Raw genomic sequence first — 26638 nt, forward strand, 5'->3', positions numbered from 1 at the left:
GCGATTGCACGCACCAGACGCCGCCGGGCCTGCCCTCCGGGCAGACGACGCCACTTTCGCAACACGGCCTAGGGGCGGGTCGGGTGCGGGGCCGGGACGGCGGCTCGGTAACCTGAGCCCGCTGACACACCCTTAGGGCGGCTTTACGTCGCTCGGCCTTCCCGTCCGCAAGAGTCCGAAGTCCGCAGTCCGAACGTTCAAGGAGTTGCCGCCGCCGTGAGCCGCAGCCTTCGACACGGCGCCCTCGCCGCCACTGCCCTCGTGTTCTCGATCGCCTCGCTCTCCGCGTGCAGCGCCGGCAACAACGCGCAGACGCTTCAGGTCAGGCCGGACAACGCAGCCACCGCTGTCGAGAACATCAAGATCCAGAACGCGAACATCGTCACGCAGCCCGAGCACGGCGCCGAAGGACCGGCCGTCGTCATCGCCACGCTGTTCAACGAGGGCCCCAAGGCGCAGGTCCTGGAGTCCGTCAAGCTTCCCGGCACGAACGCCAAGGTCGCTCTGCACGCCGCCAAGGGCAGTGGACCGATCGAGGTCCCGGCCGGCGGGCAGGTCATCCTCGGAGGCAAGGGCAACGCCTCCGCGGTCATCGAGAACGGCCGTCAGGCCGGAAGCGACGGCGACGTGCAGAACGTCGTCTTCACCCTCAGCGAGACGGGGGACGTCGGGCTCGGCGCCCTGATCGTCCCGGCGACCACCTTCTTCGAGGGCTTCGGCCCGAGCACGCTGCCGTCCCCGAAGACCACGCCCTCGGGGAAGACCTCCGAGACGCCGGGCGCCCCGAGCCCGTCGGCGAGCGGGCAGTCCGGCGCCCCGGCGGACGGCGGGAACGGCACCGGCGAGCAGACCGACGAAGAGTCCGCAGGGCACTGACGCGGGTCATGCGCAGGGCGCCGGCCCTCTCGGGGACGGCGCCCTGCGCACAGCCCTACGACACCGGTCTACGGCTCGAACTTGTAGCCCAGTCCCCGCACCGTCACCAGGTAGCGGGGCGCACCCGGGTCAGGCTCGATCTTCGCGCGCAGCCGCTTGACGTGGACGTCCAGCGTCTTCGTGTCGCCGACGTAGTCCGCGCCCCAGACCCGGTCGATCAGCTGCATCCGCGTCAGGACACGGCCGGCGTTGCGCAGCAGCATCTCCAGGAGATCGAACTCCTTCAACGGCAGGTCCACCTTGCCGCCGGACACCGTCACGACGTGGCGGTCGACGTCCATCCGCACGGGGCCGGCCTCCAGAGCGGCCGGGGTGACCTCCTCCGGTTCCCCGCGGCGGCGCAGGACCGCGCGGATGCGGGCCACCAGCTCCCGCGAGGAGAAGGGCTTGGTCACGTAGTCGTCGGCTCCTATTTCCAGGCCGACGACCTTGTCGATCTCGCTGTCCTTGGCGGTCACCATGATCACCGGCACGTTGGAGCGCACGCGCAGCTGACGGCAGACCTCCGTACCGGGCAGGCCGGGGAGCATCAGGTCCAGCAGGACCAGGTCGGCACCGTTGCGCTCGAATTCGTCGAGGCCGTCGGGGCCGGTGGCCGCGACGGCCACCTCGAAGCCCTCCTTGCGGAGCATGTAGGACAGGGCGTCGCTGAAGGATTCCTCATCCTCGACGACAAGCACTCGGGTCACGGAAGAGCCTCCGGGGCAGGAAATGGTTCAAGAGTGTCGGGGCCGTACGGGCCGTCGTCGTCAGCGGAGTGACCGTTGACGATGAGCGGTCCGCCGGTGGTGCGCCCGCGTACCACACCGGACTCGGGCAGTCGAAGAGTGAAGGTGGAGCCCTGTCCCTCGGAGCTCCAGACGGTGACCTCCCCGCCGTGCGAGGCGGCCACGTGCTTGACGATGGCGAGGCCGAGGCCGGTGCCACCGGTGGCCCGTGAGCGGGCCGGATCGACGCGGTAGAACCGCTCGAACACCCGCTCGCGGTCCTTCTCGGAGATGCCGATGCCCTGGTCGGTCACGGCTATCTCGATCAGATCCCCGCCGCTTGCGGCGATCCGCCGGGCCGCGATGCCCACGCGGGTGCGGGCGGGGCTGTAGTTGACGGCATTCTCCACGAGATTGCCGAGAGCGGCGGCGAGCTGGCCGCGGTTTCCCCAGACGAAGAGGTCCGCGGTGCCGCCCGAGGCCATGGTGATCTGCTTGGAGGAGGCCTGCTGGCGGCACCGGTCGACCGCCTCTGCGACCAGCTCCTCCACCCGTACGGGTTCCGCGTCCTCCAGCGGGTCGTCGTTCTGCACCCGGGAGAGGTCGATGAGCTCCTGCACGAGGTTGGTCAGCCGGGTCGCCTCGATCTGCATACGGCCGGCGAACCGCTCCACCGCCTCCGGGTCGTCGGAGGCGTCCATCACGGCTTCGGAGAGCAGCGACAGGGCGCCGGTGGGTGTCTTGAGCTCATGGCTGACGTTGGCCACGAAGTCACGCCGCACCGCTTCGATGCGCCGGGCCTCCGTGAGGTCCTCGACCAGCAGCAGCACCAGCCGCGAACCCAGCGGGGCGACCCGGGCCGAGACGGCCAGTGCCTCCCCCCGCCCCGTCCCCCGCCGGGGGAGGTCCAGCTCGACCTGCCGTATCTCGCCGTCCCGCCGGGTGTCCCTGGCCATGTTGAGCATCGGCTCGACCGACAGCCGGCCGCCCCTGACCAGACCCAGCGCGTACGCGGCGGAGCTGGCCTTGACGACGCTGTCGCTCTCGTCGAGCACCACGGCGGAGGAGCTGAGCACCGAGAGGACCGTGTCCACCCCTGGGGGCAGCGGCGCGTTGCTGTCCGGCCGCAGCGACGTACGCGTGGGACGTCTCTGCTCGCGCTCGCTCCAGCGGAACGCCAGCATGGCGATCACGCCGGTGAGTACACCGGCGATCGCAGCAGCTGCGGCGACCGCCGCGTTCACGTCCATGCTTAAAGGTTATGCGGGTGGGCCGACACTCTCCCAGCCATCCGGGTGCCATCTCGAACACTCGTCGCCCAGAGTTCACCGAGGGGATGGGGTTGGTTCATTTCGGGGGCCGGATCCGGACGCGTTGGGCCCGCACCGTGGGAGCGTGGGGGTCGGCCCAGAGACCCCGGCCTCAGTAAGGATCTGGAGAGGGACTTCCATGCGCGACGCTTATCACGAGGAACTCGACTCGATCGGCGAGGGCCTGGTCGAGATGGCCCGGCTCGTCGGCTCGGCGATCGGCCGGGCGACGACGTCCATGCTCGACGCCGATCTCAAGCTGGCCGAGAGTGTGATCGCCGCGGACCAGAAGGTCGACGACCTGCAGCACGACCTCGAGGCCCGGGCCATCGCCCTGCTGGCCCGCCAGCAGCCGGTCGCCACCGATCTTCGGATCGTGGTGACCTCCCTGCGCATGAGCGCCGATCTGGAGCGCTCGGGCGACCTCGCCCAGCACGTCGCCAAGCTGGCGCGGCTGCGCTTCCCCGCCTCGGCGGTACCGCACGACCTGCACGCCACCATCCTGGAGATGGGGCAGCTGGCGCAGCGGCTGATGGCGAAGGCCGCCGAGGTCATCATCACGAAGGACGTCGACCTGGCGCTGCAGCTGGAACAGGACGACGACGAGATGGACCTGCTGCACCGCACGCTCTTCCAGCACCTGATGGACGACCGCTGGAAGCACGGCATCGAGACGGCCGTCGACGTGACGCTGCTCGGCCGCTACTACGAGCGCTTCGCCGACCACGCGGTGTCGGTCGCCAAGCGTGTCGTCTACCTGGTGACGGGTGAGCACGCGGACGAGATCCAGGCGGCGGCGACGCAGGCGGAGGGAGCGTAGGGGCGCGGACGCCACGGGGGTCGCACGTCTGTTCCCGCGCGTGCGCCGTTGATGCGCCCTCCGGGTTGGGCATGCAATGGGGGCGGGGGCGGCACGCCATGCCGTACGCCCCCGTCGTACGCACATGACGTACGCCGTCGAGTCGTACCCCCTGAGGAGGGACCATGGCCGATTACCCCATGACCGAACCCCAGCAGGAGCCCCCGGCCGAAGTGGTGCGTCTGACCGTGCTCGGCGCCTGCGGCTGCGGCTCGGGCTGCGGGTGCGGCTGCCAGTCCGGCGCTCCGTGCCAGTGCGGTGGCTGCTCCGGCTGACCGGAGCGGTACCGGAGGATCGCAGGGGTGCCCCACGGCGGAGGTGTGTGAGCCGTGGGGCACCCCCGGGCGTCGGGTCGCCGTGCTCAGTACGGTGCCCGGCCGTACAGCGCCGTTCCGTGGCCTGCCTGAGGGTTGTCCCGTACTTCCCGGTGGATCGGCGTGCGGCGTCGGATGCGGTGCCTCGCACGGCGGAGGGACGCCCGCATACGGGATGTACGGGGACGTTCAGACAACGCGGCGAGGTGCCGTAGCTGTCGTCGCGCGCCCGCCGGGACGTGCGGGACAGCCCTCAAGGTCGGGCCGCGGGGCCGGTGCCGGACGCGTTGACGGCCTTCGGCTCCTCGACGGGCGGGGTGGTGGCCGGACCGGCTACGGCTACGGCTACGGCTGCGGGAGTGAGGACACCGGGCTCGACTCCGGTGACGACCGGTTCGGGCGCCGAGCCCCGCTCGCTCTCCGACCGGGCCGGGGGGTGCGACGGCGATTCCGCCCTGCCCGCCTCCGTCCCCGTCCCCTTCTCCGTCTCCAGGCTCCGCATCAGCAGCCAGTAGCCGGTCGCCGCGATCGTGCCGACCGCCGCGCACGCCCCCCAGAGCCAGGCGGCGCCGTAGTGGTCGATGACGAAGCCGGACATCAGCGGGGCGATGAGCGCGGCCACCGACCAGGACATCGTGTACATGCCCTGGTAGCGGCCCCGGCCGTGCGCCGGGGACAGCTGGACGACCAGGCCCGTCTGCGTCGGGGCGTTGACGATCTCGGCCAGGGTCCAGACGCATACGGTCATGGCGTACACCCCGACCGAGCCGGCGAACGCGGTGAGCCCGAACCCGTACCCGGCGAGCAGGGACGAGAGGATCAGAAGCCGACGGGGGTCGCGGTGCTGGATGAACCGCGTCACCGGTATCTGCAGGGCCACGATCAGCACACCGTTGACGGCGATGGCCGTGCCGTAGTCGGAGCTGGAGAGTCCGTCCGTCCCCATGGCCACCGGCAGCCCCACATACCCCTGCTGGAAGATCAGCGCGACGAGGAACGACAGACCGACCACGCCCATGAAACGCCCGTCGCGCAGCACGGTGCCCAGCCGGACGTCGTCCGGCTCACGGACCCCGGCGACGCGGGGCTTCTCCTCCGGGCGGGATTCGGGAACCTTCAGGAAGACGACGACGGCGCAGACCAGTGTCATGGCCGCCTCACCCATGAAGCCGGCCAGGTAGCTGTACTCCGCGATGAAGCCGGCGCCGGCGGAGGAGACGGCGAAACCCAGGTTGATCGCCCAGTAGTTGAGGGAGAAGGCCCGCACCCGGTCCTCGGGCCGCACGATGTCCGCCATCATCGCCTGCACCGCCGGGCGCGACGCGTTGCTGGCCATGCCGACGACGAACGCCACGGCCGCGATCGCCGCCGGATGCACCATGAACCCGAGTACGGCCACGGACACGGCGGTCGAGAGCTGCGCGATCAGCATCGTGGGCCGGCGCCCCAGGCGGTCGGTCATCACCCCGGCCCCGAGCGAGGACACGACCCCGCCGAGCCCGTGGAGGGCGGCGACGAGACCGGCGTACGAAGCCGAGTAGCCCCGGTCCAGGGTCAGATACAGCGCCATGAACGTGGCGACGAACGCCCCGAGACGGTTGACCAGCGTGCTGGTCCACAGCCACCAGAACGCTCCGGGGAGCCCGGACAGCGTCTCGTGGGCCGCCTTTCTGAGACCGGCGACAGACATGGGCTTCCCCCTGGGGACGTACGGAACGGGTGCGGGCCCTGTAAGCGGCCCGACAGCAGTCCGAACATTACGAAGGCCCGTTCCCGGGACACCACTCAATTGACGCCGGGCGTCAAACGTCGGCCCACCGCCGCGCCGCCTGTCCGCCCAGTGACCGGGCGCGCGGAGCCCTCACGGGTTCCATTACGCTCGGACTCATGGCCGACGCACCGTACAAGCTGATCCTCCTCCGCCACGGCGAGAGCGAATGGAACGCGAAGAACCTGTTCACCGGCTGGGTGGACGTAGACCTCACCGACAAGGGCGAGAAGGAGGCGGTCCGCGGCGGTGAGCTGCTCAAGGACGCCGGCCTGCTCCCCGATGTCGTGCACACCTCCCTCCAGAAGCGCGCGATCCGCACGGCCCAGCTCGGGCTGGAGGCCGCGGACCGCCACTGGATCCCCGTTCGCCGCTCCTGGCGGCTGAACGAGCGCCACTACGGCGCTCTCCAGGGCAAGGACAAGGCCCAGACGCTCGCCGAGTTCGGCGAGGAGCAGTTCATGCTGTGGCGCCGCTCGTACGACACCCCGCCGCCCGTCCTCGAGGACGGCACCGAGTTCTCGCAGAGCGACGACGCCCGCTACGCGACGATCCCCTCGGAGCTGCGTCCGCGCACCGAGTGCCTCAAGGACGTCGTCATCCGCATGATGCCGTACTGGTACGACGCCATCGTCCCGGACCTGCTGACCGGCCGCACGGTCCTGGTCGCCGCCCACGGCAACAGCCTGCGCGCCCTGGTCAAGCACCTCGACGGCATCTCCGACGCCGACATCGCGGGCCTCAACATCCCGACCGGTATCCCGCTCGCCTACGACCTGGACGCCGACTTCCGCCCGCTGAAGCCGGGCGGCACGTACCTCGACCCGGAAGCGGCGAAGGCCGCCATCGAGGCCGTGAAGAACCAGGGCAAGAAGAAGTAAGCGCCCACGGACGAGCCCCCTGCCTGCGGTCGCTCCGCGAGCAGGGGGCTCGTTCTGTGCTGAGGTGTTCAGGTGCTGGACAGGTCGCACCGGGCCGTGTCGAAGACGGCGGCGATACCGCCTCGCCGGGGCGTTCCTGCTGGAGGGCACACGCTCGCGTATACGCGGAGCGTCGGGCCCGGGTCTGCGCACCGCACCCGGTCAGCACGTCGCGGAGAGGCGGAAAGAACGCTCAGGGAATGAACTGATCAGGCGGAACGGGCCGGAGTTCCGGGAGCGGTCCCAGATTCACCTTGATGGGATCCTTCCGCAGCCACAGGGGCTCCCAGAAGCCGCACTGGTGCTCCGCCGAGAAGTCACTCTCGGGTCGGACGCCGCGGGCACCCGGGGCCAGGGACTGCACCGAAGGCGCGGCCACGGTGAACCGCGGCCAGTGCGGGGCGTGGTCGCCGTTGGGGGTCCCCGTCGCGGCGAAACGGCTCCAGTAGCCGGCCATGGTGTCGGACAGCACCTGCTGGGCCGCATTGAAAGCCGGTTTCTCCGTGTGCCCTTGACCGAGCTTCCGCTGGAAGACGTAGGGGAGCTCCGAGCCGTGGTACGCGCCCAGGGGACCGTCCGGCCACCAGGGGACATCGCTACTGGCAACCGGATGCCGGTCGTTGAACTCGTAGGCGTAGACCGGCTGCTCGGGCGACAACTGCTTGTTGGACAGGTTGACGGCACATGAGAAGGCACCGTCACCGAGGGCTGCGCTGAGAGCCTTGCGTGGATCACCCTCGTACCTGACCAGCGGGTACCGGTCCATGATGTCCTGAACGACTTGCTCACCGGCTCCGAAGTGGTGAGCGACCGCCTTTCGGTAGAAGTCCGACGGCAGAGGGAGGCCCTCCGGGTACAGGAGGTAGACGAAGAAGGTGCCCTCGTCGTGGGTGGTCCCCGCGATCACCGGTACATGATGGACACGCCCGGCCCGAACGGCTTTCCTGACCGGTTCGGGCAGGAGAGGACCGCCGGAGGCCGGGGACCACCCGTAATTCCCTTGTGTGCTCACGATGGCCTGGGCCGGGAGGGCACGCAGGCAGGCGGCCGCGTTCGCGTGCCGGCATCCGGCCTGACGCGCGAAGTCCGCGCCCTGCAGATCGGCCGTGGCCTGCTCCGGAGTGTCCGTGACACAGACGCTCTGGAGAATCGCCCGCTGGAACAGGCCCGCCGCCGGCGGGGAGGCGAGATGGTCACAGATGCTGCCGCCACCGGCAGACTCTCCGAAGACCGTCACGTTGTCCCGGTCGCCGCCGAACGCTCCTGCGTTCTCGCGTACCCAGCGCAGTGCGGCCTGTTGGTCCATCAGGCCGTACTGTCCGGACACGCCGTCCGGTGACTCCTTCGACAGACTGTGCAGGGCGAGGAAACCGAGCGCCCCGAGCCGGTAGTTGATGGTCACCACCACATTGCCCCGGGCGGCCAGCGCGCTGCCGTCATAGTCATTGCCACTGCCGCTGACCAAGGAACCGCCGTGGATCCACACCATGACCGGTCGGGGGCTGTGTGACGGCCGGGCCGGGGCGTAGACGTTGAGGAACAGGCAGTCCTCGCTCACCCGCAGATCCTCCCCGAACTCCCCCGACTGCGGGCATCGAGAGCCCATAGCCCTGGCCGGCCAGGTCCCGGGCCAGTGGTGGACGGGCTGAGGCGGTCTCCAACGCAGCTCGTCCTTCGGTGGGGCGGCGTAGGGGATCCCGAGGAAGCGGTTGACGCCCCGGTTCTCGACTCCCTGAAGGCGGCCTTGCCTCACCGTCACCACGGGCCCGTCGCCGTCGCCCGCCGTCGCCGTCGCCCTCGCCGTCGCCGGTGACGCGACCGCACCTGCCGCCGCGACGATGACCGCCACGAGGACGGCACCGGCACGTAGTCCCGCCCGGATCCCGCTCCACGCCAAGTACGGGGAAAGGAAACCAGGAACACCGAGCCCGGCTTCGGTGGATGGTCGTCTGCATCTCATGCCCAGCACCATTACAGCCGGGAAGCGGCATGACTTATCAAACTGCCCTTTCCTACGACATGTTCACCATCTCGGACGCATGGTAGGGCGGGCCGGGTGCCGTCAGGCCACCGAGGCGGCCACAGAGGCCGGGCGGCACGGGGACCCCGGTGCGTCCAGCGCGCCCTCCTGGCTCCGCTCCCGCACCCAGGGGCTCCTCCTCACCGCACCTCTTGCCCGTATCGGCAGCGCTTCCGCTTCTCGGCTCCGGGACAGCTCCTCGGCCTGCGGGGTCTCGATCGAGATGCGCAGGGGGACAGTTCCTCGGCCTGCGGGGTCTCGGCCGCGATCGCGGTGCGCAGCGTGATCGTGTAGCCGCAGCGCTGCTCTGAGATGCCGTCGAATGGCTCGACGTCCGGGTTGGCGCGCATCAGGCCACGCCAGGAACTGGGCAGCAGCGACTGGTCCCGTTCCCTCGCTGCGACATTCGTACGGCCGACCAGGTGCGGCAGCCGCTTGAGCGCTTCCACCCCCGGCGCCCCGGTCTCGACGGCGCCCAAGTCCACGGTGCCGGCCGGTAACCGCGTGAAGCCGAGCACACTGCCGCACCGGGAGGCAAGCGTGGCCTGCAGTTGCCCCCCTCCCTGGACCGGGGTTGCTCACGCCGTGGGCGTGCAGTCGTACTTCAGCCTCGCTCGGGTCTCGAGCCCGGGGTCACACCGCTCCCGGAGCGGGTTCCCCTGGTCGGAAGACGTCGAGGGGGCGCCGGTGGCAGAGGCCTGCGGGTGCCGGGACGACGTCCGGACGGGATGAGCGGATGGTGCGTGTCGAGAAGGAGGAAAGGACGCTGCGGCACGGTTGTCACCAGGGCACGACAGCCGGAAGCGGGACATCGGTGACCTTGTGGATGGACCGTCCGATGCTGCCCGCCAGGCGCTGGTGACGGTCACTCAGAATGAGACGGCCAGCGCCACCACCTGTGAAGATCGAAGCACCGGGATTCCCGGCACGACCCTGAAGAACTGATGCGGACGGTGAGGGATATGGGCGGCATAGCGGGCGCGGGCACCCCGGGCGCGCGGCAGAACAAGGGGAACGAGAGGAAGGTGCGGCCAGTTGCGGCCACGCTGGCGTTCCTGGGTATCGCAGCGGTGTCAGCCGCGTTCGCGGTGCTGGTAACGCTCCCGGCGGCCCAGCATCTGCGCTCCTTCCAGGACGGCGAGCGTGCTCCCGCGACTCTGTACAGGGGCGGCTCCTGCATGGTGGGCCATTGCCAGGTCGAGTTCGAGGCCGACGGCCGGACGGTAGTGGCGGATCTGCCTGCGGGCAGCGGCGGCGGCAAGAGCTCGGTCGGCACGCATCTCACCGTCCGATACCGGGCTGACGACCCGCAGGTGGCTGTCCGCGAAGACGACCTCGGAGGCGGCGGGGCAGCCGTGCTGGCGGTGGTGTCGGCCGGGACGGCCCTGTTCGCCCTGGTGATGTCGGTCGTGGCGCTGGTCTACGCGGTGAGGCAACGGCGCGCGGACCCGGCTCCCGGCAGTGCGTCCGAGGATCGCTGACACCCCTCCCTATCTGCGACGACGGACGCAGGCGGCTCGCGGCGCTGCCCGTGGAAACGACCTCCCCGTGCGCCGCGAGAACCCGTGCTGTGACCGGCGCTGTCCGCATCAAGAGGAGCCTCACCCGGTGCGTGCGGTCGCACCACGGCCAGGAGGAGGCCTCCTGCGAGCGCTCGGCGACCCGGACGTTGCATGACCACGGCGGTGACCGCATAGAGGGGGCACGTGAACGAGGTTCGCCTCACCGAGGCGTGGCGGCCCGCGCCACCTGTCCCCAGCTGACGGTCCGCCGCATTCCGGTCCGAAAGCCCACGTAGTCACGTCGTTCCGGGTGCAGTTGGGACCGATGAGAGCGCTCCTCCGCCTCGTCGCGTCCTGTGGGGGGCTCGCTCTGCCGTTGTGTCACGGCCGGCGGACGCCCCCTACTGCCCCGCCGGGTGCCCAGGGCACACTGAGTCGAACCGGCGGGCAGTACAGTGCATGCTCCGCCGTACCCTTCCCTCGGTGCCGCGAGGGAACGTGCCCACTGCGCCCGGCTGTTGGCACCGCACCGTGCGTCGCGCGGCGGGTACACACCGGGGCAGAGCGCGAGGAGACCGGGGAGAGCGATCATGGGTGAGGCTCTGAAAACCTTCGTCGGCGGCGCCGAGGTCGAGGTGCCGAACAGCATCCCGGCGATCCGTGCCGCCTTGCCCGAGGAGAGACGCGAGGAATTCGACCAGGCGATCAACGACGCCGGCGTCCATGAGATCCAGGCCGTCATGCGGCACTGGATGCTCGAGTCCGTGCCCGATCCGGAGGCCGAGCAGATCCTGGACCGGCTGGCGCAGGACGAGGCCGAGAGGCGGAGCGTCGCTTGAGCTTCCGCATCTCCTACGCCCCGCCCGCGGACGACACCCTGGCCAAGATGCGGGACGGCGACTCGTTCCGCGACGAGATGGCGCGCACCCTTGGCCGGGACCCGTACGGTCACGCCTCGTCCGCCGTCAAGCGCGAACGCGACCGGCGCGAGGCGACGGTCTACGGGGCGATCGTCCTCTACTACGTCTCCGGATCCGTGCTGACGGTCACCGTGGTCAGACTCGTCCCCCTGCCCTGAGCCGCCGGCAGCCCTCCGGCCCCGCGCAGTTCCGCTGTCGGTGAGGGTCGGTGGTGGCCCCGAGGTCCCGGAAAGCTGCGCGGATCGCCGCGTTCCGCTCGCCCTGTTCGCCTCCGTGATGTGGTTCCGTGGCACGGAAGGGCCGTCCGCACCGGCCGTCTCCGTCCCCGGACGGCGTCACCGCTCGCCGCGACCGTTCTCGGCTGCTTCGTGCGGGGCGACGCGCGGGCCCCGTCACAGCCGGCGGGCCCAGTGGCGGTCGTCCCCCCGTCATGCTCGCCGGCCCTGGGCGGACAGGCGAAAGGGGGCGGGGAAGGCAACGGCCGTCCGCCCCGCCCCCGCCTGCTCGCCCCGCCCGGAAGGTCAGCCGAGCTTCTCGACCTGAGCCGCGACCACCTCGGACGGCATGTCGAAGTCGGCCTTCCCGCTGGCCACGACACCGAGGTTCAGAGCGAAGAACGTCGCGACCGTGCCGCCCTGACGGAGGCTCACCAGCTTGAGAGGCGTCTTGGTGCCGTCCTGCTCAGCCGTCACCGTCCAGGCCACCGTCTCCTCACCGCCCGTCACCTTCTCCTCGGCCAGCTTGAGGATCTTCGTCTTGTCGCCCTTGATCGTCACGGTGAAACCGCCGGCGGCGCACGCGGCCGCCGAGTCACGGAGCTCGGCCACGCTCTTCGCGGCACCGTCGCCTTCGTAGGAGGCGAGCGTGACCAGGGTCGACGTCACGTCGAAGGCGGCCTTCATGACGTCCGCGGGGTCCTTGCCCGCACCCTTCTTGGGCTCCTGCACGACCTCGCGGCCCGCGGTGGCGACCGGGGTGCCCCGCTTCGCTCCGGCGTAGGCGAGCCCGAACGGTTCGCACTCCTTCTTGTCCACGGAGACCTCGTCAGGCCCCACGAGGTTCTTGGCACCGGTCTTCGCGACCTTGTGGCCCGCCACGTCACCCTGCTCCAGCGACGCCTTCTCCAGCTCCGCCGCGGTCAGCGCCTTGACCACCGGCTTCGGCGAGCCGCCCGACGCGGCACCGTCGCCCTTGTCACCGGAGCCGGTGTCGGCGTCGGAACCCCCGCAGGCGGTGGCCAGCAGGGCCAGGGAAGCCGCGGAGGCGGCAAGGGCGGTACGGCGTACGGCAGTGGCGCGCATGGTTCATCTCTCCATCCGGAAGGAGCAACAGCCCGTCACCGTGACGGAGTTGCTTCGTCCAGGGAGTGCTGTCGCAGTGGACGACACTCTACGAGCGGACGCGTGTCGGACGGTCACCGTGAACGGTCACGGGATGTGATCGTGACTCCTCCGTGATGACCTCACGGGATGTCTGCGGGCGCCTACATCGGAGCTCAGCCGGAGAAGTACCGCCCGTGGATGCGGAGGTGGACGTGGATGCGGAGGTGGACGTGCCAGGCTCCGCGGACGTACCGGCGGACGGCCCGCCCCCGGGACCGCCTCCGGGTCTCCGCAGGCCTCGGAACGGGTGTTACCGGGCTTCACCGAGGCCCGGACACCGATCCGCCAGGACCCCCGTCCGCGCCGCTGCCGGCAGTCGCGCCGTAGGGTGCCGCCCCGTCGGCGCATGCGGGGAAGCCGGGGATCAGGTGGTGGGACGCTGCGTCAGGTGGGTGAACGCGTCGAGGTTCCGGGTCGACTCGCCGCGCTCCACCCGCCAGGCGTACTCCTTGCGGATCGCGCTCGCGAAGCCCAGTTCGAGGAGCGGGTTGAAGGCCCCGTCCGCCGCCTCCAGAACCGTGCCGAGCAGCCGGTCCAGCTCCTTCGGGGTGACCACGGACAGCGGGAGCTTTCCGACGAGGTAGATGTCGCCGAGGCTGTCGATCGCGTAACTCAGCCCGAAAAGCCGCAGATTGCGCTCGAGGAGCCAGCGGTGCACCGCCGCGTCGTTCTCGTCCGGGTGGCGGATGACGAAGGCGTTCACGGAGAGGGAGTGCTTGCCGACGAGCAAGGAGCACGTGGTGGAGAGCTTCCGGGTGCCGGGCAGCGTGACGACGTAGTTGCCCGGGCCGGGGCTCTCCCAGGCGAGCTCCGCCTCGTCCAGCACTGCCTCGATGACCTGCGCCGCTGCGATTTCCTCGGATACGTCAGCCATGGTCCGAGCGTACGACACGGGCCCGGGGCCGCGGCCGGGAACGGCCCTGCGGCATCGACGGCGGCAACGGGCGTCAGCCGCGGTGCGACCGTGCGCGGCGCCGGTGGTCGCACATCGCCGCCGTGTACACGTCGGCCGTAGCGGAAGCCGCAGTGTCCCAGCCGAACGACTGGGCGTGCTCGGCGGCCGCCGCCCCCATCCGGTCGACCAGCTCCGGGCTGTCCGCGAACCGGCTGAGCGCGCGGGCGTACGCCTCCGGCTCGTGGCCGGGGATCAGGAAGCCGCTGACCCCGTCCCGCACCGCCACCGGCAGGCCGCCGACCGCCGCGGCCACCACCGGTGTGCCTGCTGCCTGGGCCTCTATGGCGACGAGCCCGAAGGACTCGTTGTACGACGGCATCACCAGCACGGACGCGGCCCTGAACCAGTCGGCGAGCAGGTCCTGGCCGACCGGCGGCTGGAACCGTACGACATCGGCTATGCCCAGCCGTGCGGCCAGCTTCTGCAGACCCTCCGGCTTGGCCAGCCCGCTTCCGCTGGGGCCGCCGACCACCGGCACGAGGATGCGCGAGCGCAGCGACGGGTCCCGTTCCAGAAGTACGGCGACGGCGCGCAGCAGCACGTCGGGGGCCTTCAGCGGCTGGATCCGGCCGGCGAAGAGGGGGATCAGGGCGTCCTGCGGCAGTCCGAGGCGGGCCCGGGCTGCCGCGCGGGCGGTCGCGGCCCCGCCGGGGTGGAGCGGGCCGGAACCCCGGGGGACGGGGCGGAAGCGGTCCAGGTTGACGCCGGGGTGGACGACGGCGACGGCGGCCGGGTCGGCCTCGTAGAAGCGGACGAGTTCGTCCGCCTCCCCTGCGGTGTTGGCGATGAGCCGGTCGGCGGCGTGCACGATCTGCGTCTCGCCGATGACCCGGGCCGCGGGCTCCGGGGTGTCGCCCTGGGCCAGGGCGGCGTTCTTGACCTTGGCCATGGTGTGCATGGCGTGGACGAGCGGGACACCCCAGCGCTGGGCGGCGAGCCAGCCGACCTGGCCGGACAGCCAGTAGTGGGAGTGGACGAGGTCGTAGTAGCCGGGACGCTGACCGGCCCAGGCCTGCATCACGCCGTGCGTGAAGGCGCAGAGCTGGGCGGGCAGCTCCTCCTTGGCCAGGCCCTCGTACGGACCCGCGTCGACATGGCGTACGAGGACACCGGGCGCCAGTTCCACCACCGGAGGCAGGGCACCGGTGGTCGCGCGGGTGAAGATCTCCACCTCGATGCCGATCGCGGCGAGGCGCTCGGCCAGCTCCACGATGTAGACGTTCATGCCGCCCGCGTCACCGGTGCCCGGCTGGTGCAGCGGAGAGGTGTGGACGGAGAGCATCGCGACACGACGCGGCTTGCGGTGACCGCCCGCGAGACCACTCGGGAACCGGAGGCGGGGCGCCACACGGCCGCTGCCGAGCCGAGAGACGTACTGGCTCATGTGGTCCGCTCCTCCTCGCTCGGGGCATGACAGGCAGGGGGCGCACACGACCCCGTCCAAGGGTCCGAACAGCGGAACCCGGCCTTTCATTTCCGTTTTGCCAAATCATTACGGTATGACCGGGGTGCCCCGGACATCCTCCTGCCCCGCCGCCCGGCCCGCCCGCTCCGTCCTCCCCGTCCGCCCCGCCCGCTCCCCCTGCCGCGCTTCGCCTACGCTCGCAGTCATGCACCCGCGCCCCATCGGCACCGCGACCCGCGGGACGACGAATCCCAACCGGCTGCGCCGCATGGACCGCTGGATCGCCGCCACCCACGGCTCCGCCCTGCGCCGCAGCGACTCCCCCCTCGCGGTGGACCTCGGCTACGGCGCGGCACCCTGGACCGCCGTCGAACTGCTGGCACGGCTGCGTACCGTCGAGCCGCGCACGGCCGTCGTGGGCGTCGAGATCGATCCGGCGCGGGTCGCCGCCGCGAAGCCGTACGAGCGTGCGGGCCTCACCTTCGTCCACGGCGGCTTCGAGATCCCGCTGCCCGGTCGCCCGGACCTGATCCGGGCCGCGAACGTGCTGCGCCAGTACGACGAGGACGAGGTGGACGCCGTCTGGCAGCGGCTGTGTGCACGGCTCGCCCCGGGCGGTCTGCTCGTCGAGGGCACCTGCGACGAGATCGGGCGCCGGCACGTCTGGGTGGCACTGGGACCGGAGGGGCCGCGCACGGTCACCTTCGCGACCCGGCTCGGTTCGCTGGAGCGCCCCTCCGACCTCGCGGAGCGCCTCCCCAAGGCCCTGATCCACCGCAATGTGCCGGGCGAACCCGTCCACGCCTTCCTGCGCGACCTCGACCGGGCCTGGGCGGCCGCGTCCCCGTACGCCTCGCTGGGTGCGCGTCAGCGGTGGATCACGGCGGTCCGGTCCGTCTCCGCCGACTGGCCCCTGACGGACGACGTACGGCGGTGGCGGCAGGGCGAACTGACGGTGCGGTGGGCAGCGCTGCGGCCCGGTCCGCCCCTCTGAACGGACGGCCGGCGAAGGCCGTGCGGAAAACCGGCCCGATCCGGGAACACCGGTGCGGCACCGTTCGTCCCCCTGTATGACGTGCCGGGTGGCCCGGGCCTCTGTCGCTTTACGGGACGACATGACACGATCGCGTCGTCACCTGAACGTTACTGAAGGTAAGTCGGATGGCCGTGCTCAGGCTTTCGTCGCCTTGCGCCCGGAGGGGGAGTTCGTGAACCGACGCCACTGTGCCGCCGCCGCGGTCACTCTGGTCTGTGCACTGGCTGTGCTGACCGCTCCGGTCCAGGCCATGGCGGCCCCGGTCCCCGAGCCGGTCCCGACCGCTCCGTCCGCCCCTGCCGCGCCGGGCAGGAAGAGCCTGGAGGAAGTGCGCGAGGAGATCGACACCCTCTATCGCAAGGCGGGTGCGGCCACGGACGCGTACAACCTCGCCGAGGAGCAGTCCAGGAAGCAGTCCGGCGAAATCGTCCGCCTGACCAAGGCGATCGCCGACGGGCAGGCGAAGATCGACGAATTGAGGAGCAGGGCCGGAGCCCAGGCCCGCGAGCAGTACCGCAGCGGCGGACTGCCCGCGGGCGCCCAGCTGGTGCTGAGCGGGAACCCGAACCTCTTCCTGGACGGGGTGAACCAGGTCAGGCAGAGTCAGCAGGCGACCAAGGGCCTCCTGGCCGAACTGACCCAGTCACAGGAGGACTTGGAGACCTACACCAAGGACGCGCAGCTCAACCGGAAGAAGCTCGAGTCCCACCGCATCGAGCAGGCCGAGGCGAAGAAGAGCATCAACGCGCAGATAGCGGCGGCGAAGAAGATCGAATCGCAGCTCGCGAAGGACGAGCGGGCCCGGCTCCTGCGCATGGAGCAGGACGCGGCCTCCACCGCGCAGTCCGCCTGGCTCTCCTCCGGGGCGCTCTCCGACATCAACCGCGAGGCGAGCCCGGCGGGCAGGCAGGCGGTGGCCTTCGCGACCGCCCAGATCGGCAAGCCCTACGTATGGGGAGCCGAGGGCCCGGGCTCGTACGACTGCTCCGGGCTGACCTCGCAGGCCTGGGCCGCGGCGAAGAGCCCCATCCCCCGGACCTCGCAGGAGCAGTGGCGGCAGCTGCCGCGCATACCCGTCCAGGACATGCGGCCCGGCGACCTGATCATCTACCACGGCGACGCGAGCCACGTCGGCATGTACGTCGGCGACGGCTTCATCGTGCACGCGCCACGGCCCGGCCGGAACGTCACGCTGGCGGGCGCGGGCTCCATGAAGATCCTCGGTGTGGTCCGCCCGGACCGGTGACCGCCCGGCCCCGAGCGGGGCGGGCAGCCCCGGGCGGGTAGCGGGGGGCGGGCAGTCTCCGGCCAGTAGCAGCGGGGCGGGCAGTCTCCGGCGGGTAGCGGACGTACGGCCGACGCGGCGCGGCGGCGGCCGTCGGGGCGGCGCCCGGCCGAGGCGGTACGACGGCGGCGCTGCGAGGCCCCGGTCGAGTCGGCACCGCGGCCGGCCGGTGCACGACAGCCCGTGTCGAGGCGGCGCCCGGCCGTGGCCGCACCGGCCGAGGCGGTACGACGGCGGCGCTGCGGGCCGCCGTCGAGGCGGCACGGAGGCCGGGCGGGGCGTGATGTTTGTCATGGCCTGCCCACCCGCTCGGGGACCGCGGATCGCGCCGGATCCGTGGCAGGAAGCGGCTTATGGCCGCGCACGTGTCCGCTGCGGATCTTCGTACACCATTCCGTTCCCCTGCCGGGGACCGCTATCGTCCCCGTCTGGCGGGTCGTCGATCGTCGTCCCGCCGCACCCTCGGGGGGAGGGAAGGAAACCCGAACCGATGCCCGTACCCGTACCGCAGCAACGTGCCGCTTCCGCTGCGGAGACCGCTCATGGCACCGACCTCACCGTCCTGGTGATCGAGGACGACCCTGCGGGCACCTTCACCGTTCCCGAGCTCCCGTCCGCCGCCGGTTCCAGGATCCGCGTCCGGACGGCCCGCAACCTCACCGAGGCGACCCGGCTCCTCACGGACGACGTGGACTGCATCCTGCTCGACCTCGACCTGGCACCGCCCTCCGGCGTACGTGCCGAGGGCGGGGAGGACGGGGCGGGGCGTCCGGACGAACTGGCCACCCTCCAGTACGTCCTGCGCATCGCTCCGCGCCACGCCGTCCTCGCCCTGACCGCCGCCGACGACGTCGAGCGAGCCGCGGACGCCGTACGGGTGGGGGCCCAGGACTACCTCTTCCGGGGGGAACTCGACGGGCGCCTCCTCAGCCGCGCCATCCGGTACGCGGTCGAACGCAAGCGCGCGGACACCGCCCAGCACCAGCTCACCGAGTCCCGCCTGCGCGCCGAGGAGAACGCACGACTGGAACGGGGCCTGCTGCCCACCCCCCTCCTCGACGGCTCCGACCTGGGCTTCGCCGCTCTCTACCGGCCCGGCCGCAGCCGGGCCCTGCTCGGCGGGGACTTCTACGACACGGTCCGCACGCCTGACGGAACGGTCCACGCGATGATCGGCGACGTCTGCGGTCACGGGCCGGACGAGGCGGCGCTCGGCGTCGAGCTGCGCATCGCCTGGCGGGCCCTGACCCTGGCCGGGCTCTGCGGCGACGAGCTCCTCTGCACCCTGCAGCAGGTCCTGGAGCACGAACGGCAGAGCGAGGAGATCTTCGCGACGCTCTGCACCGTGGACATCGCCCCCGACGGCCGGCGGGCCGGGCTCTGCCTCGCGGGCCACCCCGCCCCCCTCATCGCCCGCCGGGGCCGGGCCGCCCATCTGCTTCCGAACGACGACGGCGGCCCGGCTCTCGGCCTGCTGCCGCGCGCCCGGTGGCCGCGCCGCCAGGTGGAGCTGGGCGGGTCGTGGAGCCTGATGATGTACACCGACGGGCTCATCGAGGGACGCGTCGGAGCGACGGGGACCCAGCGGCTCGGCCAGGACGGCATGGTGGCGCTGGTCGACGGCCGGCTGGACCAGGGACTCGGCGGCGAAGCGCTGCTGGCGGCCGCGGTCACGCAGGTGCAGGAGCTGAACGGCGGCGAGCTGACCGACGACGTGGCGGTCCTGCTGCTGGAACGCGACGAGTCCCGCATACGCCGACGGGGCGGGAACGCCGTGCGCTCCCGCCCCGTCCCGGCCTCACCCGCGAGCGCTCAGCGCCCGCCGTTGTAGGGGCCGTAGGGCCCGTCACTGCTGGAACCCCCGCGTCGGCCGCCGCCCGACACCGCCTTGAGCGCCGGTCGCACGTCCACCATGAAGACGATGGACGCGATCACGCCCGCGATCTGCAGGAACAGGATCGGGATGACGAGGTTCACGAAGACGGTGATCCCGAGGATGATCAGCCAGAAGGACTTCTTCTGCTTGTCCGCCGCCCGGTAGGCGTCCTCACGCGCCGTCACCGCGAAGACGAGCGCGACCACGGCCAGAACGAGCATGGCCAGGTACAGCAGCTGGAGGATCGAGCCGAATGCTTCGAGCAACACGGTGAACACCGCCTAGTCAGTGGATGAGCGCCTCGCGGCCAAGGTACCGGGACAACGATCCGGCACACCCGAAGGTGCCCGGACCGTCTGCGTTCACGCCCGTACCGCTCGGACTACTTCGCGGACGGCGGGGTGGTCTTCTTCGCCACGGGCTTGCGGGCCGGCGCCGGCTTGGCGGGAGTCGACCTCCGCGCGGGCGAGGCGGGCGCGGCCTTGGACTCGGCGGCCTTCGGCGCCGGCTTACCGGCCGACGGGGAGCCCGCCGGCGCCGACTTGGCCACCACGTCGGACTTCTGCTTCGGCACGGGCTTCGGCTCCGCCTCGATGACGGTGGCGATCTCGACGATCTCGTCGGCGGTCTCGCCCCGCCAGGTCCGCACGGACTGCTCACCGCGCTCGGCGACCTTCTCGTACGTCTCCCGGGCACGCACCGCGTACTCGGCGGCGACGCCCACGCTCCGCAGGGCCAGGTCCTGAGCGGTCTCGCCCAGCTTCTTCAGGTCCGTGTCCAGCGACCCGAATACCTCGGTCACCTTCGCCTGGACGGTGGCCTGGGCCTCCCGGGCCTGCGAGGCGACCCGCTCCTGCACGGCCTTGGGGTCGGTGTTGCGCACCGCCTCGATGCGCTCGGGCGCCTCGGCCCGCAGCTGCTCGATCAGCGCCGGGACCTTGCGCGCCTGCTCCACGGCGAGACCGGCGGTGCCGGCGGCGAAGTAGAGGGGGGTGGGGTCGGTGAGGGTCTTACGCAGGTCATCGGTGATGGCCATGACTGTGGTCCTCCCGGATCATCAGAAGTCAGTTATGAGGCGTGCCTGGCGTGTCTGCATCACTGCCGCCGGCCGTGCGGGGGCCGCGGGGTTCCGTACCGGCGCCGCGCTCGTCGCCGGCACCGCCTTCCGCGCCGGGGTCGATTCTGCTCCCCGCGCCCGTCACGCCGGGGACCTCCGCGCCGGTGTCGGGCACGACGTCGAACCCGTTCTCCTTGCGGAAGGAGTCGTAGATCTGGAGCAGTACGTTCTTCTGCCGCTCGTTGATCGACGGATCGGCCAATATGACCGCTCGCGTCTCCAGCTCCTCCCGCTCCCGCTCGTCGAGGATCCCGGCCCGCACGTAGAGCGTCTCGGCCGAGATCCGCAGGGCCTTGGCGACCTGCTGCAACACCTCGGCGCTCGGCTTGCGCAGCCCGCGTTCGATCTGGCTGAGGTACGGATTGGACACTCCCGCGGCGTCGGCGAGCTGCCGCAGGGAGAGCTGCGCGGTACGCCGCTGCTCACGCAGGTACTCGCCGAGATTGCCGACGTTGAGTGATGCCATACCCCGATGGTGCCCCGCGTTGCTAACTTTTGCAAGCGCCCGCTTGCAAAAGTGTTCCGCGCCACTCGCGCCACGGGGGATGACGGCGAGGCCCGTCGCCCGCGCACGACGGGACGGGCGCGGCCGCACGTGGTGACCGACCCGGGGAGCGCCCGGGGCCAGGGCACGCTCCGGGGACCGAGCGCCGGGCCGGAGACGAAGTGATCGAAGCCCTCCTTAACGCTTGATCTTGTCTGAGGAATCGTTCTGTTGGAGGCTGAGGCATGCAGAATCCGCCGACATTCGTTCTGGTCCATGGTGCCTTCGCGAACTCGTTCTCGTTCGCGCCGCTGCAGGCCGAGCTGGCCCTCCTCGGGCACCGCTCGGCCGCCGTGGACCTTCCCGGGCACGGGTTCGAAGCGACCTTCCCCGCGACCTACCAGGCCCCCCAGGTCCTCGACGCACTCGCCCAAGAACCGGGAGGCATCAAGGGGGTCACGCTCGCCGACAACGCCGCCCGCGTGATCGAGGTCCTGGAACGGGCCAAGAGGAACGGACCCGCCATCCTTGTCGCCCACAGCAGGGGCGGCATCACCGCCACCGCCGTCGCCAACGCCCGGCCCGAGCTGATCGACCGGATCGTCTACGTCTCCGCCTGGTGCCCCGTCGATCTGGAAGTGAGCGGCTACTACGCCCAGCCGGAGATGGCGGACGTCGACGCGGGGGCCTTCGCTGCCACGCTCGTCGGGAACCCGGCCGAACTCGGTCTGCTCCGGACCAACTTCCGCACCGCCGAGCCGACGGCGCTCGCCGCGTTCAAGCGGGCGTTCGCCGCCGATCTGACCGACGACGAGTTCCGGGCCTTCCTGAACACCTTCCAGCCCGACGAGAACCTCGACGCCGGTACGTCCGCCGACCGGGCACAGGCACCGACCTGGGGCCGGGTTCCCAGGACCTATGTGCGCCTGGCCGCCGACGCCAGCGTTCCGCCCGCCGTGCAGGACCGCATGATCCGCGAAGCCGACGCGCTCACACCCGGCAACCCCTTCGATGTCCGGACCCTCGAGGGGAGTCACCTGCGCTGGCTCGTCCACCCGAAGCCCGCCGCCGAGCTGCTCGCCGCTCTCGCGGCGCACTGACCCGCCACCAGGCGCTCGTCGCTGCCGCGGCGCGGGGACGGGCACCGGGCCCGGCACACGCCCGTGGTGTTCCGGGCGTCGGGTCGACGGGAAGGCAGGGACCGCAGGCCCAGGCGCCACCTGGGTCTGCGGCCGGGCGCAGCCCGCGGCCTCCCCACGGCCACGCGTGCCGGCCTCCGCCGTCGGGGAGGCTCATCCCACGCGGCCCAGTCCGTTCCGGAGCTGTGCGAAGGCGAGTCCGGCCGCAGCCACGGCATCGCCGTACACCTGCGCCGCGGTCTCGCCCTCCTCGATACGGCGCCAGTTCTCCTCGGCCAGGATGCGCAGGACCGCGACGATCTGCCCTGCGGCCAAGCGCGCCGGGACTGCGGCGGCGGGATCCAGTGCGCGGGCGAGAGCGGCCTCCGAGCGGCTCTGGTACGCGTACAGCCGGGCGACGAGTGACGGGGTCCCGTAGAGCAGGCCGAGGAAGGCGAGCGCCGCCGGGTCGTCGCATACGCCCGTCACCGGGTCGCGCCGCTCCAGGCCGTCCAGGAAGTGGCGATGCAGCGCGTCCAGCGGAGAGGTGTTCTCCGCCCGGCCCGTCACGACCCGCGCCGACTCGTCCTCGTGGTCGGCGAACCGGTGCAGCACCAGGTCCTCCTTGGTGGGGAAGTACCGGAACAGCGTCGGCTTGGAGATCTCGGCCGCCGCCGCCACCTCGGCCACCGAGACCTTGTCGAAACCCCGCTCCAGGAAGAGGGAGACGGCGGTGTCGGAGACCGCCTGATAGGTCCGCTGCTTCTTGCGCTCGCGCAGCCCGCCCGGCGCCTCGCGCCGTTCCCCGCCCGTGTCCCCGCTCATGTCCCCGCTCATGCCACCCGGCCTTCCGTACAAGCACGTCGATGCCGTCGGGTACCCGCTCGAACCCGAACACGAACTCATGATCGACCTGCTCGTGGCCGGAGCCGTCCGGCTCGCCCGTCCGCTCGGCGCCCGGAAGCCGTGTCGGCGCCGGGTGCCGCACGGGGCCGGCCGGCCGCCGCACCGTGCTCCTCCCCCGCGCCATCACCCCCACGGTGACCCGCACTCCGCCTCGACGGCCGCCCTGGGATCGCGCGGGAGCAGTCAGCCGAAGCCGCCTGTCCCGGCACCGACGTGACCACCATCCTAAGGAGACGTCATCCCGTACGTCGTACGGCGTACGGATGCGCGGAAGGCGCACGTCGTGGCCGTCCTCGCGGCCGGGGCGCACGGCCTCCCCCACGGGCCCGGGGGAAGATCCTCGGCCTGGAGTCACGGGCTCCGCGCCCCGGCTCCCGGTTCCCCCTCGGCTTCATCGGTCTCATGGACCGGACGGCACCGGCCACACCGGACACCCGCCACACCGAGCTCACCGGACGCCCGGCCACACCGGACACCCGGATGCGCACGGGTGCAGGTGCCGGTCGGAGCGCGCCGCCGGGCCGCTCCGGCGCCGGAGCCCCGGACCACGACACTGTGCGCTGCCCGTGCCGGTCCGGACACCGGCAGCAGCGCCAGGCCCGCACCACCGCCGGCCCCGCCGTTCGGTCGCCCCGCCGTCAAGAACACGTCCGGTCGCCCCGGTGTCAGAACACGTCGCCCCGGCGTCAGAACACGTCCGGGCACCACGCCCGCCGTGCCGTCCGGAACACCGCCTCCGCCGTGGCCGCCGCCTCCGGGCGGTGCTCCTCGATCCGCCCCAGCGCCGCCAGCCGGAGGGCCGACTCGTCGCCCAGGTACAGCGTGCCCAGCTCCCGCACGTCCAGCGCCAGGTCGGGGGTCCGGGTGGTCGGGGTGCAGGAGGCGCCTGACGGTGAGGTCTCCAGCAGGTAGCGGCCGCCGGCCAGGCCCGTCGCGTCGTGGACGTCCAGGACCAGGGTGGCCGCGGCCGTGTACGTGCGTGCCTCCAGGGCCCGGGGGACGTCCAGGATCCGCAGCCACAGCCAGTCCGCCTGCGTCACGACGCGGGCGGCACGCGGATCCGGGAGGAGCAGGGGGAGCAGGTCGTCGGGGGCGCGGTAGCCGGTACGGACCGTGGTGATCCAGTCGATGGAGCAGACGAACCGCCACAGCGCGCGTTCCGCGGCCGGGGTGACCGCGATCAGGCCGGCCACCGTCGCCTTGTTCTGCGGCTGCTTCCGATCGCCCCAGTTGTCGTCGGCACGGTAGGTGACCAGCCCGTCCGTCTCCCCGTCGGCCGACCGGTGCACCGCGTGGAAGGGCTCCTTCCACCCCTCGAACGCCGGGACGTCCACCCCCGTGTTCCGCTGCCACCAGCGCTCGTCCCGGGAGACCACGCCGTGCTGCCGGGCCGCGAGACGACCGTGAAGTTCCGGGCCCAGCTTGCGTACGTCGGCGCCGTCGACCAGTTCGATCCGGCCGCCGTCCTCCTCGGACGGGACCCGCTCGCGCGGATCGAGACCCGCCCGGGGCACGTCGATCTCCCACTCGGTGGTCCAGGACGCCGGACCGAACCCGTACCGCCCGTAGATCGGGTACTCCGCCGCGATCAGCGAGGCGACCACGTCGCCCCGCTCCTTCGCCGCCGCCAGGTCCGCCGCCATCATCCGCCCGAGCAGCCCCCGCCGGCGGTGCGTGGGCGTCACCGTCACCGCGGTGATCGCGTCGGCCGGCACGGTGGCGCCACCGACGACGGTCAGTTCCTGCGCGAACGACCGGAAGGTGGCCACACAGCGCCCGGCGTCGAACACCCCCTGCACCCGGCTGAGATCGAGGGTGGCCAGGCGCACCGCGACCTCCTCGTCCGGCGCCGGGATCGACGAGCGCAGGAATCCGATCCCCACGGCGCGGTACCAGTCGGGGAACTCGGCGGCGGACACGGCACGGGGATCGAGGCTCATGCGCTCACGCTAGGCACACGCCGTACGCGGTGTCGCGCGCTTTTCCGGCCGCCCGCAGGCCTCAGAACGCCGCTCGGACCGCACCGACCTCCGCGCCGCCGCCCAGCAGCGGCGCCCTGCCGATGCGGGAGACCACCGGGGCGTCGACGCCGAGCAGTTCGAGTGACCGGGCCAGCACCGGCCCCAGGGCACGCGTCGAGCCGTCGTCGACCTTGAAGGCCAGCGCCCTGCCGTCCGCGAGCGCCACCGCCTGGACCGCCTCGGCCCCCATCTTGGAGAGCGTGCCCGGCACCTCCCGCATCAGCCAGGTGTCCGGCCGCCGCGTGCCCGCCACGTACTCCGGGTGCGCACGCATCGCGTCGGCGACCCGCCGCTCCGCGCTGCCCGGCTCCGCCAGCACGAAGGTACGGAAGGCGTGGGCCAGCCCCACCAGCCCGATCGCCATCAGCGGAGCACCGCAGCCGTCCGTGCCGACCGCCGCGACGGGCTCCCTCGCCGCCTCCGCCACGACCTGGCCGACCAGCACCTGCAGCGGATGCGCGGGGTCGAGGTACGTCGCCGTGTCCCAGCCGTTGCGCACGCAGACCGCGAGCATCGCCGCGTGCTTGCCGGAGCAGTTCATGGTGAGCGGCTCCCGCACCCGCCCGGCGGCGAGGTACGCCTCCGCCTCCACCGGGTCGAGCGGCAGGTCCGGCGGGGTCTGCAGGTCGTCCGGCTTCAGCCCGTGCTCACCGAGCATCGTGCGCACGAGGTCGAGATGGAAGTCCTCCCCCGAGTGGCTCGCCGCGGCCAGCGCCAGGCGCTCGCCGGACAGGTCGAGACCGGCCCGCAGGATCGCGGCCGCCTGCATCGGCTTGTTCGACGAGCGCGGGAAGACCGGGGCCGCCGGATCACCGAGCGCGAACTCCACGCTTCCGTCGGCTGCCAGCAGGACCAGCGATCCCCGGTGGTGCCCCTCGGTGAAGCCGGACCGTACGACCTCGGCCAGGACCGGGAGCGTGGAGGGCGTGGAGGGAGATGTGGAGGTCATGGTGGCTGGTGGCCTTCCGGGGGCGGGCGGGGACCCGCTCCCGGAAGGATCGCCTCAGGTGAGCAGGTCGTCTACTTGTGCTTCCCCGTCACGGTACCTGCGGGCGATCTCCGCGCTGCAATCGTCGACGGTCTGCTGGAGCCGGTGACGGCGCCGGGAGACCTGCCGCTCGTAGCGCACGAGCCGCCCCATGGCGGTCAGCAGCTCTTCGTCCGTCCGGGCGCCGAGGTCCGAGAGCCCGATCTCGGCAAGCGTGTCGGCCGCCAGTTGCCGGTACTCGTCGGTACGTGGCGTGGTGAGGGTGACGTGCCGTGCCGAGGAGCGGTGGACGGACGGAGTGTCCAGGAGGATCTCCGGGAGCCGGTCCACCACCGGCGACTCCGGGCCCGCCCGCCGGGCCAGTTCGGCCCGCAGGATGTCGATCCGGCCCTGCACCAGCCGGCGTACGTAACTGAGGTCCGCCTCGTCGCGCTGGGCGTCCCGCCGCAGGCTGCGCAGTTCCGGCAGGCCCAGCCCGCGGAATCCGGCCTGCGGCCGGGCGGCGGCCGGACCTTTCCCGTCCCCGGCCCCGGTCTGCCCGGGCACGGACACCGGCGCGGGCAGCGGCCCGGACAGGGGCCCCGGCAGTGGTGCGGGCAGCGGGCCCTGTGCGGATGCGGTACCGGTCCGCTGCACAGGTGGCCGCACGGCACCGGCCGTACGTGTCACCGGTACGGCACCGGGTGATGGCCCGGTTCCATGTGTACTCATGCTGTTCCGTCCCCTCGACCGGTGCGTCGGCACACCGACATCGTGCATGGTGCCACTACGCAGGGTGTTCACGCAGGTACTCTGTACCCGTTCGGCCC

General features: G+C 71.7%; 26 protein-coding genes. 11 read left to right on the plus strand and 15 right to left on the minus strand.

Annotated features, from left to right (window positions below; translation table 11 throughout):
* Positions 1-216 precede the first annotated feature (216 nt).
* On the plus strand, positions 217-876 hold the full coding sequence (locus tag BA175_RS12680; protein WP_069171392.1) for a DUF461 domain-containing protein: 660 nt from the start codon (positions 217-219) through the stop codon (positions 874-876).
* A gap of 68 nt (positions 877-944) precedes the next feature.
* On the opposite strand, the gene BA175_RS12685 is transcribed toward BA175_RS12680, so the two are convergent.
* Together BA175_RS12685 and BA175_RS12690 are read right to left on the minus strand one after the other, a co-directional pair.
* A complete protein-coding gene (locus BA175_RS12685) occupies positions 945-1625 on the minus strand; it encodes a response regulator transcription factor (RefSeq protein WP_069171393.1) in 681 nt (226 codons plus the stop codon).
* Entirely contained in the window at positions 1622-2893 is a 1272-nt protein-coding gene (locus BA175_RS12690; RefSeq protein ID WP_069171394.1) for a sensor histidine kinase, read from the minus strand. The genes BA175_RS12685 and BA175_RS12690 overlap by 4 nt, the downstream gene beginning before the upstream one ends.
* Positions 2894-3092: 199 nt before the next feature.
* Between BA175_RS12690 and phoU the strand changes: the two genes are divergently transcribed.
* Positions 3093-3773 carry a phosphate signaling complex protein PhoU gene (gene phoU, locus BA175_RS12695; protein ID WP_069171395.1) on the plus strand — a complete coding sequence of 227 codons (681 nt, stop codon included), beginning with the start codon at positions 3093-3095 and terminating at the stop codon, positions 3771-3773.
* Between the two features lie 164 nt (positions 3774-3937).
* A complete protein-coding gene (locus BA175_RS31125; protein ID WP_175420812.1) occupies positions 3938-4087 on the plus strand; it encodes a hypothetical protein in 150 nt (49 codons plus the stop codon).
* A gap of 292 nt (positions 4088-4379) precedes the next feature.
* Here BA175_RS31125 and BA175_RS12700 read toward each other — a convergent pair whose 3' ends face one another.
* The gene (locus tag BA175_RS12700) at positions 4380-5816 is read right to left on the minus strand and encodes an MDR family MFS transporter (protein ID WP_079159515.1); all 1437 of its coding nucleotides are present in this window, start codon (positions 5814-5816) and stop codon (positions 4380-4382) included.
* A gap of 197 nt (positions 5817-6013) precedes the next feature.
* Here BA175_RS12700 and BA175_RS12705 point away from each other — a divergent pair, with 197 nt between their 5' ends.
* A complete protein-coding gene (locus BA175_RS12705) occupies positions 6014-6775 on the plus strand; it encodes a phosphoglyceromutase (protein ID WP_069171396.1) in 762 nt (253 codons plus the stop codon).
* 232 nt (positions 6776-7007) lie between these two features.
* Here BA175_RS12705 and BA175_RS12710 read toward each other — a convergent pair whose 3' ends face one another.
* Positions 7008-8663, minus strand: a complete 1656-nt coding sequence (locus BA175_RS12710; protein WP_175420813.1) for a carboxylesterase/lipase family protein — start codon at positions 8661-8663, stop codon at positions 7008-7010.
* A gap of 311 nt (positions 8664-8974) precedes the next feature.
* A complete protein-coding gene (locus tag BA175_RS12715; RefSeq protein WP_139131387.1) occupies positions 8975-9319 on the minus strand; it encodes a hypothetical protein in 345 nt (114 codons plus the stop codon).
* Positions 9320-9796: 477 nt separating this feature from the next.
* Between BA175_RS12715 and BA175_RS12720 the strand changes: the two genes are divergently transcribed.
* The 3 genes from BA175_RS12720 to BA175_RS12730 all read left to right on the plus strand — a co-directional run bounded on the left by BA175_RS12720 (position 9797) and on the right by BA175_RS12730 (position 11414).
* Positions 9797-10315: a DUF3592 domain-containing protein gene (locus tag BA175_RS12720; RefSeq protein ID WP_254667858.1), complete on the plus strand. Its 519-nt coding sequence runs from the start codon at positions 9797-9799 to the stop codon at positions 10313-10315.
* A 611-nt stretch (positions 10316-10926) separates the two neighbouring features.
* The gene (locus BA175_RS12725; protein ID WP_069171399.1) at positions 10927-11175 is read left to right on the plus strand and encodes a hypothetical protein; all 249 of its coding nucleotides are present in this window, start codon (positions 10927-10929) and stop codon (positions 11173-11175) included.
* Positions 11172-11414: a hypothetical protein gene (locus BA175_RS12730; RefSeq protein WP_069171400.1), complete on the plus strand. Its 243-nt coding sequence runs from the start codon at positions 11172-11174 to the stop codon at positions 11412-11414. The genes BA175_RS12725 and BA175_RS12730 overlap by 4 nt, the downstream gene beginning before the upstream one ends.
* Positions 11415-11777: 363 nt before the next feature.
* Here BA175_RS12730 and BA175_RS12735 read toward each other — a convergent pair whose 3' ends face one another.
* From BA175_RS12735 to mshA, 3 genes are all read right to left on the minus strand, one after another.
* On the minus strand, positions 11778-12557 hold the full coding sequence (locus BA175_RS12735; RefSeq protein ID WP_069171401.1) for a hypothetical protein: 780 nt from the start codon (positions 12555-12557) through the stop codon (positions 11778-11780).
* A 445-nt stretch (positions 12558-13002) separates the two neighbouring features.
* Positions 13003-13512, minus strand: coding sequence for a YbjN domain-containing protein (locus tag BA175_RS12740; RefSeq protein WP_069171402.1), 510 nt, complete (start codon positions 13510-13512; stop codon positions 13003-13005).
* 73 nt (positions 13513-13585) lie between these two features.
* Entirely contained in the window at positions 13586-14977 is a 1392-nt protein-coding gene (gene mshA / locus BA175_RS12745) for a D-inositol-3-phosphate glycosyltransferase (RefSeq protein WP_069171403.1), read from the minus strand.
* Between the two features lie 226 nt (positions 14978-15203).
* Between mshA and BA175_RS12750 the strand changes: the two genes are divergently transcribed.
* The 3 genes from BA175_RS12750 (at position 15204) to BA175_RS12760 (ending at position 19150) form a co-directional block, all read left to right on the plus strand.
* Positions 15204-15992 (plus strand): class I SAM-dependent methyltransferase, encoded by a 789-nt coding sequence (locus tag BA175_RS12750; RefSeq protein WP_069171404.1) that lies wholly within the window; start codon positions 15204-15206, stop codon positions 15990-15992.
* 214 nt (positions 15993-16206) lie between these two features.
* Positions 16207-17280, plus strand: coding sequence for a C40 family peptidase (locus BA175_RS12755; protein WP_069172084.1), 1074 nt, complete (start codon positions 16207-16209; stop codon positions 17278-17280).
* Positions 17281-17809: 529 nt separating this feature from the next.
* Positions 17810-19150, plus strand: a complete 1341-nt coding sequence (locus tag BA175_RS12760; protein ID WP_069171405.1) for a PP2C family protein-serine/threonine phosphatase — start codon at positions 17810-17812, stop codon at positions 19148-19150.
* Here the strand turns inward: BA175_RS12760 and BA175_RS12765 are convergent.
* The 3 genes from BA175_RS12765 to BA175_RS12775 all read right to left on the minus strand — a co-directional run bounded on the left by BA175_RS12765 (position 19132) and on the right by BA175_RS12775 (position 20778).
* Complete coding sequence (locus BA175_RS12765) at positions 19132-19464, minus strand: DUF2516 family protein (RefSeq protein WP_069172085.1); 333 nt, start codon at positions 19462-19464, stop codon at positions 19132-19134. The two genes, BA175_RS12760 and BA175_RS12765, sit on opposite strands and share 19 nt — an antisense overlap.
* A 113-nt stretch (positions 19465-19577) precedes the next feature.
* The gene (locus BA175_RS12770; RefSeq protein ID WP_069171406.1) at positions 19578-20231 is read right to left on the minus strand and encodes a hypothetical protein; all 654 of its coding nucleotides are present in this window, start codon (positions 20229-20231) and stop codon (positions 19578-19580) included.
* Positions 20232-20259: 28 nt separating this feature from the next.
* Positions 20260-20778 (minus strand): helix-turn-helix domain-containing protein, encoded by a 519-nt coding sequence (locus BA175_RS12775; protein ID WP_069171407.1) that lies wholly within the window; start codon positions 20776-20778, stop codon positions 20260-20262.
* Positions 20779-21041: 263 nt separating this feature from the next.
* On the opposite strand from BA175_RS12775, the gene BA175_RS12780 reads away from it, so the two are divergent.
* The gene (locus BA175_RS12780; protein ID WP_069171408.1) at positions 21042-21896 is read left to right on the plus strand and encodes an alpha/beta fold hydrolase; all 855 of its coding nucleotides are present in this window, start codon (positions 21042-21044) and stop codon (positions 21894-21896) included.
* 192 nt (positions 21897-22088) lie between these two features.
* Here the strand turns inward: BA175_RS12780 and BA175_RS12785 are convergent, their stop codons facing one another.
* From BA175_RS12785 to BA175_RS31130, 4 genes are all read right to left on the minus strand, one after another.
* Complete coding sequence (locus tag BA175_RS12785) at positions 22089-22751, minus strand: TetR/AcrR family transcriptional regulator (RefSeq protein WP_175420814.1); 663 nt, start codon at positions 22749-22751, stop codon at positions 22089-22091.
* A gap of 755 nt (positions 22752-23506) precedes the next feature.
* Positions 23507-24760, minus strand: coding sequence for a GNAT family N-acetyltransferase (locus BA175_RS12795; RefSeq protein ID WP_069171411.1), 1254 nt, complete (start codon positions 24758-24760; stop codon positions 23507-23509).
* Between the two features lie 61 nt (positions 24761-24821).
* Positions 24822-25790, minus strand: a complete 969-nt coding sequence (locus BA175_RS12800; RefSeq protein ID WP_069171412.1) for an asparaginase — start codon at positions 25788-25790, stop codon at positions 24822-24824.
* Positions 25791-25844: 54 nt separating this feature from the next.
* Complete coding sequence (locus tag BA175_RS31130; RefSeq protein ID WP_079159517.1) at positions 25845-26540, minus strand: RsiG family protein; 696 nt, start codon at positions 26538-26540, stop codon at positions 25845-25847.
* Between the last annotated feature and the right edge of the window lie 98 nt (positions 26541-26638).

Origin of the sequence: Streptomyces griseus, assembly GCF_001715295.1 — a bacterium.
GTDB classification, from domain to species: Bacteria; Actinomycetota; Actinomycetes; order Streptomycetales; family Streptomycetaceae; genus Streptomyces; species Streptomyces griseus_G.